16 protein-coding genes and 1 tRNA gene (1 of these 17 running past the window's edge) are annotated in these 15,139 nt (G+C 65.7%); 11 read left to right on the top strand and 6 right to left on the bottom strand.

Annotated features, from left to right (window positions below; genetic code table 11):
• Positions 1-175: 175 nt before the first annotated feature.
• Positions 176-1,015, bottom strand: a complete 840-nt coding sequence (locus C1720_RS04115) for a lytic transglycosylase domain-containing protein (RefSeq protein ID WP_233199798.1) — start codon at positions 1,013-1,015, stop codon at positions 176-178.
• Positions 1,016-1,220: 205 nt separating this feature from the next.
• On the opposite strand from C1720_RS04115, the gene C1720_RS04110 reads away from it, so the two are divergent.
• Positions 1,221-1,296: transfer RNA gene (locus C1720_RS04110), tRNA-Thr, on the top strand.
• A gap of 19 nt (positions 1,297-1,315) precedes the next feature.
• On the opposite strand, the gene rsmI is transcribed toward C1720_RS04110, so the two are convergent.
• Entirely contained in the window at positions 1,316-2,275 is a 960-nt protein-coding gene (gene rsmI / locus C1720_RS04105) for a 16S rRNA (cytidine(1402)-2'-O)-methyltransferase (RefSeq protein WP_102283329.1), read from the bottom strand.
• Between the two features lie 55 nt (positions 2,276-2,330).
• On the opposite strand from rsmI, the gene C1720_RS04100 reads away from it, so the two are divergent.
• Together C1720_RS04100 and C1720_RS04095 are read left to right on the top strand one after the other, a co-directional pair.
• On the top strand, positions 2,331-2,741 hold the full coding sequence (locus C1720_RS04100) for a YraN family protein (RefSeq protein WP_102284489.1): 411 nt from the start codon (positions 2,331-2,333) through the stop codon (positions 2,739-2,741).
• Positions 2,742-2,933: 192 nt separating this feature from the next.
• The gene (locus tag C1720_RS04095) at positions 2,934-3,533 is read left to right on the top strand and encodes an SIS domain-containing protein (RefSeq protein WP_102283328.1); all 600 of its coding nucleotides are present in this window, start codon (positions 2,934-2,936) and stop codon (positions 3,531-3,533) included.
• A 76-nt stretch (positions 3,534-3,609) separates the two neighbouring features.
• Here the strand turns inward: C1720_RS04095 and C1720_RS04090 are convergent, their stop codons facing one another.
• The 3 genes from C1720_RS04090 to C1720_RS04080 all read right to left on the bottom strand — a co-directional run bounded on the left by C1720_RS04090 (position 3,610) and on the right by C1720_RS04080 (position 6,724).
• Entirely contained in the window at positions 3,610-3,861 is a 252-nt protein-coding gene (locus C1720_RS04090; RefSeq protein ID WP_050716497.1) for a hypothetical protein, read from the bottom strand.
• 312 nt (positions 3,862-4,173) lie between these two features.
• Positions 4,174-6,150, bottom strand: coding sequence for a DNA topoisomerase IV subunit B (locus C1720_RS04085; RefSeq protein WP_102283327.1), 1,977 nt, complete (start codon positions 6,148-6,150; stop codon positions 4,174-4,176).
• A gap of 100 nt (positions 6,151-6,250) precedes the next feature.
• Positions 6,251-6,724, bottom strand: a complete 474-nt coding sequence (locus C1720_RS04080; protein WP_146006858.1) for a hypothetical protein — start codon at positions 6,722-6,724, stop codon at positions 6,251-6,253.
• Between C1720_RS04080 and C1720_RS12800 the strand changes: the two genes are divergently transcribed.
• The 8 genes from C1720_RS12800 (at position 6,723) to C1720_RS04045 (ending at position 14,045) form a co-directional block, all read left to right on the top strand.
• Positions 6,723-7,076, top strand: a complete 354-nt coding sequence (locus C1720_RS12800; protein WP_146006857.1) for a hypothetical protein — start codon at positions 6,723-6,725, stop codon at positions 7,074-7,076. The genes C1720_RS04080 and C1720_RS12800 overlap by 2 nt on opposite strands.
• Before the next feature lie 139 nt (positions 7,077-7,215).
• Positions 7,216-8,097, top strand: a complete 882-nt coding sequence (gene ubiA / locus C1720_RS04075) for a 4-hydroxybenzoate octaprenyltransferase (RefSeq protein ID WP_102283325.1) — start codon at positions 7,216-7,218, stop codon at positions 8,095-8,097.
• Between the two features lie 361 nt (positions 8,098-8,458).
• Positions 8,459-8,698, top strand: coding sequence for a Sec-independent protein translocase subunit TatA (gene tatA / locus C1720_RS04070; RefSeq protein WP_050715476.1), 240 nt, complete (start codon positions 8,459-8,461; stop codon positions 8,696-8,698).
• Positions 8,699-8,736: 38 nt separating this feature from the next.
• On the top strand, positions 8,737-9,237 hold the full coding sequence (gene tatB / locus C1720_RS04065) for a Sec-independent protein translocase protein TatB (protein ID WP_102283324.1): 501 nt from the start codon (positions 8,737-8,739) through the stop codon (positions 9,235-9,237).
• A gap of 77 nt (positions 9,238-9,314) precedes the next feature.
• Positions 9,315-10,142, top strand: a complete 828-nt coding sequence (gene tatC, locus C1720_RS04060) for a twin-arginine translocase subunit TatC (protein WP_102283323.1) — start codon at positions 9,315-9,317, stop codon at positions 10,140-10,142.
• A gap of 309 nt (positions 10,143-10,451) precedes the next feature.
• On the top strand, positions 10,452-12,119 hold the full coding sequence (lldP, locus tag C1720_RS04055) for an L-lactate permease (protein WP_102283322.1): 1,668 nt from the start codon (positions 10,452-10,454) through the stop codon (positions 12,117-12,119).
• A gap of 35 nt (positions 12,120-12,154) precedes the next feature.
• Positions 12,155-13,300 carry an FMN-dependent L-lactate dehydrogenase LldD gene (gene lldD, locus C1720_RS04050; RefSeq protein WP_102283321.1) on the top strand — a complete coding sequence of 382 codons (1,146 nt, stop codon included), beginning with the start codon at positions 12,155-12,157 and terminating at the stop codon, positions 13,298-13,300.
• Between the two features lie 253 nt (positions 13,301-13,553).
• Positions 13,554-14,045: a CinA family protein gene (locus C1720_RS04045; protein WP_102283320.1), complete on the top strand. Its 492-nt coding sequence runs from the start codon at positions 13,554-13,556 to the stop codon at positions 14,043-14,045.
• Here the strand turns inward: C1720_RS04045 and C1720_RS04040 are convergent.
• Positions 14,040-15,139, bottom strand: partial view of an NAD(P)/FAD-dependent oxidoreductase gene (locus tag C1720_RS04040; protein WP_102283319.1) — the 3' portion only. It continues 16 nt past the right edge of the window; only the last 1,100 of its 1,116 coding nucleotides appear in the window; its start codon lies off the right edge, out of view; its stop codon occupies positions 14,040-14,042. The genes C1720_RS04045 and C1720_RS04040 overlap by 6 nt on opposite strands.

Genomic DNA, 15,139 nt, shown 5'->3' with positions numbered 1-15,139 from the left:
CGCTCGTTTTTTGATAGCTGCCCGCGCCCATTCCACGGGGACTTCAGGCCAATCGGGGGCCTGAAACCGGAGCCGGAAAACAGCCGCCGCAGCCCGGCGGCGGCCTGCGGCAAAAAGGCGCGAGTATGAAGCGCCGAGCCGCGCGCCCTGATGCCCTGATGCGCCCGGCGGCGGGCTACGACGCAGGCGCGTCAGCCTGCGCCCGGTCTGCCGCGTCTGAATTGCTGGCCGGGCCTGGCCCGTCCGCGCCGCTGGCCGCTGGCAGCGCCACGCGCAGCCAGGAAGGCGCGCCCAGCTCCGCCGCCGCAATCGCCGGACTGACCTGCCCCGGCGCCTGCGGGCGGAAGGCGCCATACAGGTGCATCACCTTCTGCACATAGCCTTGCGTCTCGCGGTAGTCCGGCACGCGGTTGCCCGCGCGGCGCACCGCGCCCTCGCCCGCGTTGTAGGCGGCAATGGCCAGGGCGGGCCGCCCTTCAAACTTTTGCAGCAGGTAATTGAGGTGGCGCGCGCCCGCCTCGATGTTGGTGCGCGGATCCGCCAGCCCATCGGCCTGCACGCCGTACTGGCGCGCCGTGGCGGGCATCAGCTGCATCAGCCCCACCGCCCCGGCGTGCGAGACCGCGCCGGGGTTGAAGCTCGACTCCGCCGCCGCCACCGCCTTGAGCAGCCCGTAGTCCAGCGCGTACTTGCGCGCCGCATCGCGCAAGTGCGGCTGCACCGCGTGGTAGCGCGGCGATGTCTCCAGCCGCGCCATGCCCTGCGGCAGCGGCGCATGGCGGTTGATCTCCTTCAGCCGCGTCGTTGCATCCTTGATCTGCGCCAGCCGCTCCATGCTCGCGCCCTTGACCAGAAACTGCCCCGGCGTGCCCAGCGGCTCCGCCGAAAAATAAATGGCCCCCGCCGCGTCCACGTGCATCCACAGATCAGCCCGCGCCTGCGCGCTCCAGGCCAGCGCCAGGGCAGGCAGCGCCACGCGGCAAAGCAGGCAGGGCAGCGGAAAAGACGGTTTCATCAATCTGCGATTCGGTTCAAAGGCGCGGGGCCAAGATGTGAAGGCCAGGCTCTGCGCCTTGGTCATCCGGTCTTTGTATCAGAAAGAGGTTACAAAATGAATGGAATCGTCAAAACCATCGTTCATTCCCCGGCTTTCTTTGCGCGCAGGCAACAGCCGCTGCGGGCCGCGCATGATATTTGCCCTGGCTATAATCCGCGCTTTCGCCGACTTAGCTCAGTTGGTAGAGCAACGCACTCGTAACGCGTAGGTCGCCAGTTCGATCCCGGCAGTCGGCACCACCGCTTCAGGCCGCATGGTTTACCGCCATGCGGCTTTTTCTTTGGCCTGCCTGATTTCCAGCCCGCGCGCGTACAGCGCGTTGCGGCTGCCGCCGGTGGCCTCGGCGGCCAGGCGGGCGGCGGTTTTCAGCGGCAGCTCGTCCATCAGCAGGCACAGCAGGCGTTCTTCGTCAATGGCGCGCGGCGCGCGGGCGTACGGCGCGGGGTGCAGCACGAGGGCGAACTCGCCGCGCTGGCGCTGCGCGTCAGCGGCCAGCCAGGCGGGCAGCTCTTGCGCGGGCAAGGTGGCGATTTGCTCAAACTGCTTGGTCAGCTCGCGCGCCACCGTCACGGCGCGCGCGCCCAGCGCGGCCAGGTCGCCGGCCAGCGCCTGTATGCGGTGCGGCGCTTCCAGCAGCACAACGGCGCGCGGCTCGGCGGCCAGGGCCTCGATGGCTTCGCGCCGCGCGGCGGCCTTGCCCGGCATGAAACCGGCGAAGACAAAGCCCCGGTCATCGCCTTGCGCGCCGCCAGCGGCGCCCGCAACGCTCAAGGCCGCTGTCACGCTGCTGGCGCCCGGCAGGGGCACGATGGCATGGCCTGCGGCGCGCACGGCAGCGGCCAGGCGCGCGCCGGGGTCGCTCACGGCGGGCGTGCCCGCGTCGCTGACAAAAGCCACGCGCTCGCCGCGCGCCAGGCGGGCGATGACGGCTTGCGCGCCTTCGGCCTCGTTGTGCTGGTGCACGGCCAGCAGCGCGCGCGGCTCCACGCCGTAAGCGCCCAGCAACTGGCGGGTGTGGCGCGTGTCTTCGCAGGCAATGGCATCGGCCAGCGCCAGCACGTGCAGCGCGCGCAAGCTGATATCGGCCAGGTTGCCGATGGGCGTGGCCGCCATGTACAGCGCCCCTTTCGGATAATGCTGCGCCCCGGCGGCGGCCTGCGCGGCAGGCAAGGCGGCATGCAGGGCGCGGGCGGCAAGCGAAGGCGTGAAAGCGGTCATGGCAGGCAAAGGCGAAAAGGCGCGCGCGGCGCTATGGCAAAAGATGCAGCGGCAAATGCAGCAATGGGTGCGGCAATGGACAAAACATTGGGCGCGGCCGCGCGCTGGCGCAAGCCCCCGCAAGGCCGGTGCAGCGGCGGAAGACGCGGCGCTGGCCCACTTGCAGGCGGCCGGTCTGCGGCTGGTGGCGCGAAATTATGAGACGCCCGGGCGCGGCGGCGGCGAAATTGACCTGATCATGCAAACGCCGGACGGCACGCTGGTTTTCGTTGAAGTGCGCCAGCGCAGCGGCAGCGCCCACGGCGGGGCGGCCGCCAGCGTCGGCGCCCTCAAGCAGCGCCGCGTGGCGCTGGCCGCGCGCCACTTTCTGCGGCGCTACGCCGCGCCGCCGCCTTGCCGCTTTGATGTGGTGGCCATCGAAGGCGGCCGCATCGAATGGTTGCAGGCCGCTTTCCACGCGCCATGAGCGTGGGGGCAAGCCCGGCAACTCAAAAAGAGGAGCAAATCTGACCGGCAAAAATGCCGTTCAGCGCAAATTCCACTAGGACCTCATGCTATGGATTCAAGAGCTGAATCGGGCGGTCTCTTGCAGGCCTGGAATGCCTGCGCGGCGCTCTGAGGCAGACTCGCTTTTTTGCTTTTTGCTCCGCTTTCCGCCATGTCTGAACAACGCATCCAGCAGTATTTCACCGGCAGCGCCGCGCTGCTTGTCCAATGGGCCGGTTCCTTGAGTGCGCCCATTGCCGCCGCCGCGCAAACGGCGCTGGAATGCGTGACCAACGGCGGCAAAGTGCTCACCTGCGGCAGCGCTGCCGCCGCCGCTTTGGCGCAGTACGCCGCCGCCTTGCTCATGGGCGGCCTTGCGCGCGAGCGGCCCGCCCTGCCTGCCCTGGCCCTGGGGGCCGAGGCCGCCACTTTCGCCGCCCTGGCGCAGCGCAGCGAAGGCGTCGGCGCGCTGGCTGCCCAGGTGCATGCCCTGGGCCAGCCCGGCGACGCGCTGATGGTTTTCGCCCACCCGGCCAGCTCTGATCACGCCAGCCTCGCCCTGGCCGTGCAGGCCGCGCACGAGCGTGAAATGCCCGTGATCGCCATGACGGGCGAGGGCGAAGCCGCCGATGCCCTGGGCAGCTTGCTGCTGGCTGCCGATACCCATATCGCCATCGCCCATGCTCACGCCGCCAGCGTGCTGCATGCGCAGCAACTGGCGCTGCACTGCATTTGCGAAAGCCTGGATGCCCTGCTGCTGGGCGACGAGTAAGGGCCTGGCTGCGATGGGCAGCTGCGGTTTGAGCGGGCCTGGGTTCCCGGACAGGCCCGGCCCTGCTGCTGGCATGTCACGCATCTTCTTGCCGCCGCAGCAGCTTTTGCAGCGCCACTTTGTCGGCGCGGCGCTGCGCGCCGCTTTGGCGTATGTGCTTGCCTGCCGCGTTCGAGGCGCTGCGCGCGGCCAGCGCCATCGCCACGTGGTTGCGCGGCGGCGGTGCGGCCGCTGAAAGCGCCAGCGGCTGGCGCATGCGTTGCCGTTTCCTGGGATTGCCTTGCGAAGGCCCCTGAAGCCATTCGCGTGAGAGTTGCCTGGCGCTCATGGCGCACTCCATTTCAGAGCCTGTTTGCCCGCCTTGCGGGCTGCGTGTAAGAAAAAAGCGGCAGATTGTGCGGCGCGCCAGCGCCAGCGCCAAGGCGCAGGGCAGTATTTCGCTCCGCTATCAATAGCAAGAGGTCCTAGTGGAAACTGCGCAGGATGGCGTTTTCATGCCCCTGTATTTGCTCCTGTTTCTGATGCCTTCTGGCCGGGAGAGCCAGGCCGGGCATCCATCAGCCGCATTCAGCGCCTGCGCCCGGGGCCGCCGCGCCCGCCTTGGCGTTCACAGCCTTGGCGTTTGTTGCGGGGCGGGTTCTCAAACGTCCACTTCCACCGCGTCGCCGTGGCGCTCCATCAGCTCGCGGCGGGCGGCGGCTTCGCCTTTGCCCATCAGGCGGTTCATGTGCTCGGCGGTGGCGGCTTCGCCCAAGGGGCCGAGGCGCACGGGCATCAGGCGCCGGGTGTCGGGGTTGAGGGTGGTTTCCCAGAGCTGTTCGGCGTTCATTTCGCCCAGGCCCTTGAAGCGGCTGATGGTCCATTTGCCTTCGGGCACGCCTTCCTTGCGCAGCTTGTCGAGGGTGGCGTCCAGTTCGGCCTGATCCAGCGCGTAGAGCTTGGCGGCGGGCTTTTTGCCACGCGCGGGCGCGTCGATGCGGAAAAGCGGCGGGCGGGCCACGAACACATGGCCCGCGTGGATGAGCGCGGGAAAGTGCCTGAAAAACAGGGTGAGCAGCAGCACCTGGATGTGCGAGCCGTCCACGTCGGCGTCAGAGAGGATGCAGACTTTGCCGTAGCGCAGGCCCGAGAGGTCGGGGGCGCCGCCCGCGCCGTGCGGGTCCACGCCCAGCGCCACGGCGATGTCGTGGATTTCGGTGTTTTTGAACAGCAGATCGCGCTCCACTTCCCAGGTGTTGAGCACTTTGCCGCGCAAGGGCAGGATGGCCTGGGTTTCCTTGTCGCGGCCCATCTTGGCGCTGCCGCCGGCGCTGTCGCCTTCGACCAGAAAGATTTCGTTGCGGGCGGTGTCGCGGCTTTCGCAGTCGGTGAGCTTGCCGGGCAGCACGGCCACGCCGCTGCCTTTGCGCTTTTCCACTTTCTGGCTGGCGCGCTGGCGCGTTTGCGCGGCGCGGATGGCCAGCTCGGCCAGGCGCTTGCCGTGTTCCACATGGGCGTTGAGCCACAGCTCCAGCGCGGGGCGCACATAGCCGGACACCAGGCGCAGCGCGTCGCGGCTGTTCAGGCGCTCCTTGATTTGCCCCTGAAACTGCGGGTCGAGCACCTTGGCCGAGAGCACGTAGCTGGCGCGGGCGAACACGTCTTCGGGCATGAGCTTGACGCCTTTGGGCAGCAGCGCGTGCAGTTCGATGAAGTTCTTGACGGCGTGAAACAGCCCGTCGCGCAGGCCGCTGTCGTGCGTGCCGCCAGCGGGGGTGGGGATCAGGTTCACATAGCTTTCGCGCACGGGCTGGCCTTCTTCGGTAAAGGCCACGGCCCATTCGGCGCCTTCGCCTTCGGCAAAGCTGCCGTCGTCGCGGCCGGCGTGGCCCGCGCCTTCAAACACGGGAATCACGGCGTCGGCGGGCAGCGTTTGCATCAGGTAGTCGCGCAGGCCGCCCTTGTATTGCCAGCTTTGCCGCGTGCCGCGTTTTTCGTCGATGAAAGTGACGCTCACGCCGGGCATCAGCACCGCCTTGCTGCGCAGCAGGTGCGTGAGTTCGGCCAGGGGCAGCGCGGCGCTTTCAAAGTAGCGGGCGTCGGGCCACACGCGCACGGTGGTGCCTTGCTTGCGGTCGCCCGCCGCTGCGCCGCCGTCATGGGCGGGGCGCACGGTCAGCGGCTCGGCCACGTCGCCGCCCGCAAAAGCCAGGTGCGCCACTTGTCCGTCGCGCCAGATCGTGGCCTCCAGCCGGATGGACAGCGCGTTGGTCACGCTCACGCCCACGCCGTGCAGGCCGCCGGAAAAGCTGTAAGCGCCGCCCGCGCCCTTGTCGAACTTGCCGCCCGCGTGCAGGCGCGTGAACACGAGTTCGGCCACGGGCGCGTTTTCTTCCGGGTGCAGGCCGAAAGGAATGCCGCGCCCGTCGTCTTCCACGCTGACCGAGCCGTCGGCGTGCAGCGTGAGCTTGATGCGCTTGCAAAAGCCGGCCAGGGCCTCGTCGGCGGCGTTGTCAATCACTTCCTGAATGATGTGCAGCGGCGTGTCGGTGCGCGTGTACATGCCGGGGCGCTGCCGGACAGGCTCCAGCCCCTTGAGCACGCGGATGGAGCTTTCGGCATAGGCGGGTGTGGACATGGCGTGAAGGTGTTGCGGTGGCGAAAAAAGAAAGCCCGCCACGGCGGCGGGCGGGCATGAAGAACGGGCGGGCCGGCATGCAGGCAGCATGGCTGGCAGCTTATTTGGCGATGCGCCAGCCTTCCTTGCTCTGGCTGTCCTTGAGCAGCAGCACGCGGCCCATGTTGGCGAAATAGCTGTTGCCGCCGCGCGTGGCGGCCATCATCACGCTGCCATCGGGAAAGCTGGCGGAAAACATTTCGGCCACTTTTTTGTCGGGCGAAAACAGCACATACACGGCCAGCGCGGGGTTGTCAGGGTCAGTCAGGCGGATGTCGGCCACGTCAAACACCTGCACGCAGGCCTTGCGCAGCTTGGACCACGTTTGCCCGGCCGAGGGCAGGCAGTCGCTTGGGTCGCGCCCGCTGCCCGCCAGCGGCGCGGCTGGCGCCAGGTCTGCCTTGGCCACGGCTGGGGAATTGGCCTGGGCCTCGGCCCCGGAGCCAGTTGAAGAAGCGGCCTTCGGGGCCGTGGCGCCGCAGCCAGCCAGCAGGGCCGCCACGGCAGCCAGCGCCATCAAGCGTTTGTGAGACATGGGAACGCTCCTTTTCAAAAGAAAGCGGCGGATTTTATCTGCGCGCAGGTGCGGCGCGCGCCGCCAAAATCTCCTCGAAAACGCCTCGAAAACCGCAGTCAAGGCAGCCGGAATTTCCATTTGTTTTATGAAGGAGATAATCGACGGCGCGTTCATTGAACAAAGCGGCGCATTCAGCGTATCCGGCAAATCTTCCCCGGGCTTCCGAGAGCGTCCGTCTGCAAAAGACAGCCGGGAAGAAACGGCCGGATCATGCGGAAAACAAGCAGGCGGAAGAAAGAATGCCAGCCCGGGCGGTATTTTCCAAAGCAAGGCCGAATTCCTCATGGCGGCGCAATGGCGCCGCAAATGAAATTCACGCCGCCTGATATTGGTGAATATCCAATTCAATCTGCATCATGAAGCCCATTGCTTCATGACTCTGGCGGGCCTGCCTGGCCGCCGCCGTTTGCCGCTATGCTTTTGCCCGCCCTTGCCCGCCCGCCCTTGCCATGAACGCCCCTGCCGCGCTGCGCCGCCTACCCCTTTACCTGGACTTGATCCGCTGGAACCGGCCTGCGGGCTGGCTGCTGCTGCTGTGGCCCACGCTTGGGGCGCTGTGGCTGGCGGCGGGAGGCTTTCCGGGCTGGCACCTGCTGGCGGTGTTCACGCTGGGCACCATCCTCATGCGCAGCGCGGGCTGCTGCGTCAATGACGTGGCCGACCGCGAGTTTGACCGGCACGTCAAGCGCACGGCGCAGCGCCCCGTGACCAGCGGGCGCATGCGCGCACGCGAGGCGCTGGCCGTGGGCGCGGCGCTGGCGCTGGCGGCGTTCGCGCTGGCGCTGACGACGAACGCCGCCGTGGTCAGATGGTCTTTCGGCGCGCTGGCCATCACGCTGGCCTACCCCTACGCCAAGCGTTTCGTGGCCATGCCGCAGGCCGTGCTGGGCGTGGCCTTCGGCTTTGGCATTCCCATGGCCTATGCCGCCACGCAAGGGCAGGTGCCGCCGCTGGCCTGGGCGCTGATGGCGGGCAACCTGTGCTGGGTGCTGGCGTATGACACCGAATACGCCATGGTGGACCGCGACGATGACCTGAAGATAGGCATCAAGACCTCCGCCATCACCCTGGGGCAGCGGGACGTGGCGGCCATCATGGTTTTCTACTTGCTCTACCTGGCCATCTGGGGCGCGGCGCTGGCGCTGGCGGCGCCGCCCGCCGTGACAGCGCTGACGCTGGCGGCGGCCCTGGCGCAAGTGGCCTGGCACTACACGCTGATTCGCGCCCGCGAGCGCGGCGGATGCTTTCGCGCCTTCAGCGCCAACCACTGGCTGGGCCTGACGCTGTTTGCGGGCCTGGCGGTCGGGCTGGCCGTCCGGCCGGCGTCCTGAGCGCAAGCGCGCTCCCGGCCATGAAGCCCAAAAAGCGAATGAGCAAAATGCGCAGGCTGCGCGAATGCAGCGAGACAGCAAGCCGTCATGAACGGGATATTTGCTCTTTTATTCATAGCATAAGGTCCTAGAAAAACGTGCGCTGACTGGTGTTTTGAACCTCTTATATTTGCTCCTGATTTTGCTGCTTTTGCCTGGGCGGGCGGTGTCATCCAAAACGCCTGCCTTGGTGGGCGGATTGACGCCCGGCACGCTCTCACGGTCAGGCGATGGAAAGATCTTGAGACACACGGACTGCCCGCAGCCTGGCTGCCACCTGGCCACCTAAAATCCGGCGCTTGAGTTCAAGGAGAAACTTGCTATGGGTACCTTTTCAATTTGGCACTGGCTGATCGTGCTGCTCATCGTGGTGATGGTGTTCGGCACCAAAAAGCTCAAGAACATTGGCACCGATCTGGGCAGCGCCGTCAAAGGCTTCAAGGAAGGCATGAAAGAAGCCTCGGCAGACGAGGCGCAGCAGCCTGCCGCCGGGCAAGTGACCAACGCCGCCAGCAAGGCGTCCGCCGACGCGATTGACGTGCAGGCCAAGGAAAAAAGCTGACCGCCGCTTTGGCCCTGTTGCCTTGTTGATTTGCAAGCATGCTTGACCTCGGCATTTCCAAAATGGCGCTCATCGGTGCGGTGGCGCTGGTTGTCATCGGCCCCGAAAAGCTGCCGCGCGTGGCCCGCACCGTGGGCACGCTGCTCGGGCGGGCGCAGCGCTATGTGGCTGACGTGAAAAGCGAAGTCAATCGCGCGATGGACCTGGAAGAACTCAAGAAGATGAAAGAGTCCGTCGAGCAGGCGGGCCGTGAGGTTGAGCAGTCCATCCACAAGGCGCAAGCCGAAATGGATGCCCAGTGGCGCAGCACGAAGGCCGCGCTGCAAGGGGCAGGCCACGCGCCAGACGCGCATGCCGCAGGCGGCAGCGACGAAGAAGACGCCTGGCAGCCGCCGCCGCCGCAGTACCGGCACCCCGGCAAGAAATGGCGCCTCCGGCGCAGCGCCACGCCGCAATGGTTCAAGGCGCGCGCGGGCGTGCGGCGGCAAGTGCAATCGGGCGCGGCGCGCATGGTGCGCTACCGCCCGAAAAAGCGGTGACGCACCGGGCGATTCAGCCGGACGAGCAGACAGTCCAAACCGATTCAAGAGGCGGCCCTGATGCCGCCTTCGCTTTCATGAACCAGGCCAACAAACCCGATCCTGATGCGCCAGAAGACGAGCTGGCGGGCACCGAGCAGCCCTTCGTGGCGCACCTGATGGAGCTGCGCAGCCGGCTGGTCAAGTCGGCTCTGGCGGTGATTGCGGTGGCCATCGTTCTGGGCTTTTTCCCCGGCGCCAAGGCGCTGTATGACTGGCTGGCCGCGCCGCTGGTGGCGCACTTGCCGCAGGGCGCGACGATGATCGCCACCTCTGTCATTTCGCCCTTCATGGTGCCGCTGAAAATTTTGCTGATGACGGCTTTTCTGGCGGCGCTGCCCGTGGTGCTGTATCAGGCGTGGGCCTTTGTCGCGCCGGGGCTTTATTCGCATGAAAAGCGGCTGGTGCTGCCGCTGGTGGTTTCCAGCACGCTGCTGTTTTTTGCGGGCGTGGCGTTTTGCTACTACGTGGTGTTTGGCACGGTGTTCGCCACCATTCAGAAGCTCGCGCCGGCCAGCATCACGGCCGCGCCCGACATCGAGGCCTATCTGAGTTTTGTGCTCACCATGTTCATGGCCTTCGGGCTGACGTTTGAGGTGCCCATCGTCGTGGTGGTGCTGGTGCGCCTGGGCGTGGTGTCGGTGGCGCAGATTCGCAGCTTCCGGCGCTATTTCATCGTGCTGTCTTTCATCATCGCCGCCATCGCCACGCCGCCCGATGTGGTGTCGCAGCTGGCCCTGGCCGTGCCCATGTGCCTGCTCTACGAGCTGGGCCTGTGGGTGGCGCGCCTGATTGCGCCCAAGAGCGAGGAAAACGCCGACGCGGGCGAATCCGCAGAGCGCTTGCCTGCGCAAACCCCGGAATGAGGCTTTTCCGTCTTGCCCCGGGCAGATCGGAGCGAGCGGTTTGCATCAAAAAAACAGGAGCAGATTCAAGGGCTTTAAAACCGGTCTTGCGCAGATTCCACTAGGACATCATGCTATGGATACGGGAGCATGAATGTGGCCTTGGTTGCGCCGCTGGCAGCGCGTGTGTTTGCAAGCTGCTTGCGTTCAGGGGCTGAGCTGAAACCCGTCGATACAATCCGCCAGCCTCGCAGGCAGCTCTGATGCAGGGCGCTGGCTTTCAGCCTGCGGGAAGCGTCTCTTTCAGGCTCTACCCAAGGAATCTGGCCCATGCAACCCTGGCAGCAGAACTACGACGCGGCGGGCAATATCTGGCTTTCAGCCCTGGCCGCGCTCATTCCCATCATTTTTTTCTTTCTGGCGCTGACCCGCTTGCGCATGAAAGGCTATGTGGCCGGCACGGCGGTGGTGCTGCTGGCGCTGGGCGTGGCGCTGTTTTTCTATCAAATGCCGCTGGCCTCGGCGCTGGCGGCGGCGGTGTATGGCTTTTTCTACGGGCTGTGGCCGATTGCCTGGGTGATTTTTGGCGCGGTGTTTCTCTACAAGGTGTCGGTCAAGACGGGGCAGTTCGACATCATCCGCGCCTCCATCCTCTCCATCACGCAAGACCAGCGGCTTCAGCTCATTTTGGTGGGCTTTTGCCTGGGCGCGTTTCTGGAAGGGGCGGCGGGCTTTGGCGCGCCGGTGGCCATTACGGCGGCGCTGCTGGTGGGGCTGGGCTTTCAGCCGGTGTATGCGGCGGGGCTGTGCCTGATTGCGAATACGGCGCCGGTGGCGTTTGGCGCGATGGGCATTCCCATCACGGTGGCGGCCGAGGTGTCGGGGCTGAGCGCTTTGTCCATAGGCCGGGTGGCGGGCACGCAGCTTTCGCTCATCATCATTCCGGTGCTGCTGTGGGTGATGTTCATCATGGACGGCTGGCGCGGCGTGCGGCAGACCTGGCCGGCCGTTCTGGTGGCGGGCAGCTCGTTTGCCGTGACGCAGTTTCTGACGGCCTGGCTCATCGGGCCGGAGCTGCCCAATATCACTTCGTCCATCGTGTCGCTGGTGGCGCTGACGGTGTTTCTGAAAAAGTGGCAGCCCGCTTATATCTTCCGCTTTGAAAACGGGGCGGGCGGCGGGCAGGCGCAGGGCGCAAGCGCCGCGCAGGCGCCGCTGACCACGGGGGCCATCATCAAGGCGTGGTCGCCTTTCATTTTTCTGACGGTGATGGTCACCCTCTGGAGCCTGGCGCCGTTCAAGGCGCTGTTTGCCGCTGGCGGCGCGCTGCAAGGCTGGGTCATCAAGATTCCCGTGCCCATGCTGGATCAGCTGGTGCAGAAGATGCCGCCCGTGGCGGCCGCGCCCACGGCTTACGGCGCGGTGTATGTCTTCAACTGGTTTTCCGCCGTGGGCACGGCCATCGTGCTGGCGGCAGTCATCAGCATCCTCTTCCTGCGACTCAAGCCGGCGGCGGCCTGGCAGACGGCGGGCGAAACCTTGCGCGAGCTGCGCTTGCCCATTTACTCCATCGGCATGGTGCTGGCCTTTGCCTTCGTGGCCAACTATTCGGGCCTGTCGGCCACGCTGGCGCTGGCGCTGGCGCATACGGGCAAGGCGTTTTCCTTTTTCTCGCCCTTTCTGGGCTGGGTGGGCGTGTTTCTGACCGGCTCCGACACATCGGCCAACGCCTTGTTTGGCGCTTTGCAGGCCACCACCGCGCAGCAGCTGGGCCTGCCTGAAGTGCTGACCGTGGCGGCCAACACCACGGGCGGCGTGACGGGCAAGATGATTTCGCCGCAGTCCATTGCCATTGCCACGGCGGCCGTGGGCCTGGCGGGCAGGGAGTCGGATCTGTTTCGCTTCACCGTCAGGCACAGCCTGATGTTCGCGGCGGTGATCGGCGTTCTCACCACGCTGCAAGCCCATGTATTGACCTGGACCCTTCCGGGAAATTGAATTTGAAAGCCGGAAACCGAAAGAGGAAAAACACCATGATCATTTCATCCACCACCGACTACCGCGAAGCGGCCCGCCGCCGCCTGCCGCCTTTTTTGTTTCACTACATCGACGGCGGCGCGTATGCCGAGCACACGCTGGGGCGCAATGTGGCCGACTTGGCGCACGTGGCCTTGCGCCAGCGCGTGCTGCAAAAAGACATGTCCAACCTGGAGCTGGGCATCGAGCTGTTCGGCGAAAAACTTTCCATGCCCGTGGCGCTGTCGCCCGTGGGGCTGACGGGCATGTATGCCCGCCGGGGCGAAGTGCAGGCCGCCCGCGCGGCCGAGAAAAGGGGCGTGCCCTTCACCATGTCCAGCGTGTCGGTGTGCCCGATTGAGGAAGTGGTGCCCGCCATCAGGCGGCCCATGTGGTTTCAGCTTTACGTGCTCAAGGATCGCGGCTTCATGAAAAACGTGCTGGAGCGCGCCAAGGCGGCTGGCTGCTCCACGCTGGTTTTCACCGTGGACATGCCCACGCCCGGCGCGCGCTACCGCGACGCGCACTCGGGCATGAGCGGCCCCTACGCCGCCTTGCGCCGCTACCTGCAAGCCGTGCTGCACCCGCAGTGGGCGTGGGATGTGGGCGTGCAAGGCCGCCCGCACGATCTGGGCAACATCTCCACCTACAAGGGCCACGCCGTGGCGCTGGAAGACTACATCGGCTACCTCACCGCCAACTTTGACCCGTCCATTTGCTGGAAAGACCTGGAATGGATTCGGGAGTTCTGGACGGGGCCGATGGTGGTCAAAGGCATTCTGGACCCCGAAGACGCGCGCGAAGCCGTGCGCTTTGGCGCAGACGGCATCATCGTCTCCAACCACGGCGGCCGCCAGCTGGACGGCGTGCTCTCCACCGCCCGCGCCCTGCCCGTCATTGCCGATGCCGTCAAAGGCCAAATCAAAATCCTGGCCGATAGCGGCATCCGCACCGGGCTGGATGTGGTGCGCATGCTGGCCCTGGGCGCCGACTGCACCATGATTGGCCGCGCCTACATCTATGCCCTGGCCGCCGCAGGCGAAGCGGGCGTGGAAAACCTGCTGACGCTGATGGAAAAAGAAATGCGCGTGGCCATGACGCTCACCGGCGCACGCACCATTGCCGACATCACGCCCAGCTCACTCGTGCCGGAAAGCGACTGAAGGCAGGCTTCGCATCTACAGCACCCGCAAGAACGTAGCAGATGCGGCCTGCTTGCGCGCCGCCGCGCTCATCTTGGCTCTGGCGCGCCAGATAGATATCGCCAGCCAGGCGAAGGGCTGGGCAGCCCGTTCAGGCGGAAGCGGAAAAACGGGGTTGGCCCTTGCCGGGTCTGCCAGCAGCTGCGATTCAAGGCCCAAAACGCCGCAAGTCCTAGTGGAATCAGCGCAGGCAACTATCTTTTTCATAGTAAACATGCTCCTGGAATCTCTCTTGATGGCGCTGGCTGACGCGCTGCGCGCCCGCCGCTGGATGCTGGCCACGGCGGAAAGCTGCACGGGCGGCCTGATCGCAGGCGCTTGCACGGAAATGGCCGGCTCCAGTGAGTGGTTCGAGCGAGGCTTTGTGACCTACAGCAATGCCGCCAAGAGCGAATTGCTGGGCGTGCCTGCCAGCCTGATTGCCCGGCACGGCGCTGTCAGTGAACCCGTGGCGCGCGCGATGGCTGCCGGAGCGCTGGCGCATTCACATGCGCAAGTGAGCGTGGCGGTGACCGGCATCGCCGGACCGGGCGGCGGCAGCCTTGAAAAGCCGGTGGGCACCGTGTGGCTGGGCTGGCAGGTGAAGGATGCGGGCTTTGCGCAGCGCTGCCACTTCAGCGGCGACCGGCATGCCGTGCGCGCTGCCACTGTGACGCACGCGCTGCAAGGCGTGCTGGACCGGCTGCGCCAGGAGCCGTCTTCATGACTGGGGCGCACTGAAAAGAACAGGACGCTGCACCACGGCGGCCAGTTGCTGGCGATCGCGGGTGTTTTTCCAGCGCCAGGCCCAATTGCCTTCCAGCGCCCACGGTCCCAGTGTGACGATGGCGCGCCGCGCGCCGCTTTGCATTGTGCGAATCTTGGGCGCGAAAGGCACATTTTTCAGTGATCCGCCAAACAGCGTGGCGTGCAAATTGGCTTCTAGCGCAGGGCCAGCTTCAGTGGGAGCGTCGTACGGCACCACGAAGATCTGACTGTGGCTTTCGCTTTGCAGCCGCCGGTTCAGAGCGACTTGTCCATCTTCCAGCAGCTTGACGCCACTGTCTTGCAGCCATGCGGGCGTATCGGACTCCAAGGCAAGCAAAGGCGCGTCGCACACCAGCGCCGCGCCGCTTTCCAGTTGCAAGCTCTTGGCGGAAAAAGAAACACACACTTCGTGCAACACCGTGATGTTCAGCGCCTTGAGCCGAGCCAAAGCGCATTTGCGCAAGGCTGGAGGCGCGTCTTGCATCACCGGCGCGCCATTGGTGAGCAGCGTAACGCGGCTTCCGTGTGGCGCGGCCAGCATTTCAGCGGCGGCCAATGCCAGTTCCACGCTGAATTTGTTGTGCCCAATCACCGCAATCTGCAAGGGACGCTTTTGCGCCAGCGCCAATAATTGAGGCCATAGCTCCAGGAAGACGTAGCGCGGATAGGCGAACATGGCATTGGCGCGCACGCCGGGCATCAGCTTGTCCAGCCGCGCACGATCCAACTCAGGCTCTGCATTCAAAGACAGCGCGTCGTAAGGCAGGATCTCGCCACTGGCCAAATGAAGACACTGCGCCTGCGGATCCAGCGCCTGCACAAGATCAGGCACATAACCAATACCGCTGCCATCCAGCAGATGTTCCAACGGAATCACAAAGTCTTCCAACGCCTTCTCGCCCAGGAGATGACCCGCCAACATGGCTTCATCCAGATAGTTCAGCTGAGGCGCTACCAATGTGACGGCCAAGCCGCCAATGCCTTGCGCCACCAGCTTCTTGAGCACGCTCATGTTGGCGCGCCCCGTGCCCAGCAAAACCAAGTGTTTGCGTG

The organism is Ottowia massiliensis (genome assembly GCF_900240305.1).
In the GTDB taxonomy this organism is placed as follows: Bacteria; Pseudomonadota; Gammaproteobacteria; order Burkholderiales; family Burkholderiaceae_C; genus Ottowia; species Ottowia massiliensis.
This window is presented reverse-complemented; position numbering and strand designations above follow the sequence as displayed.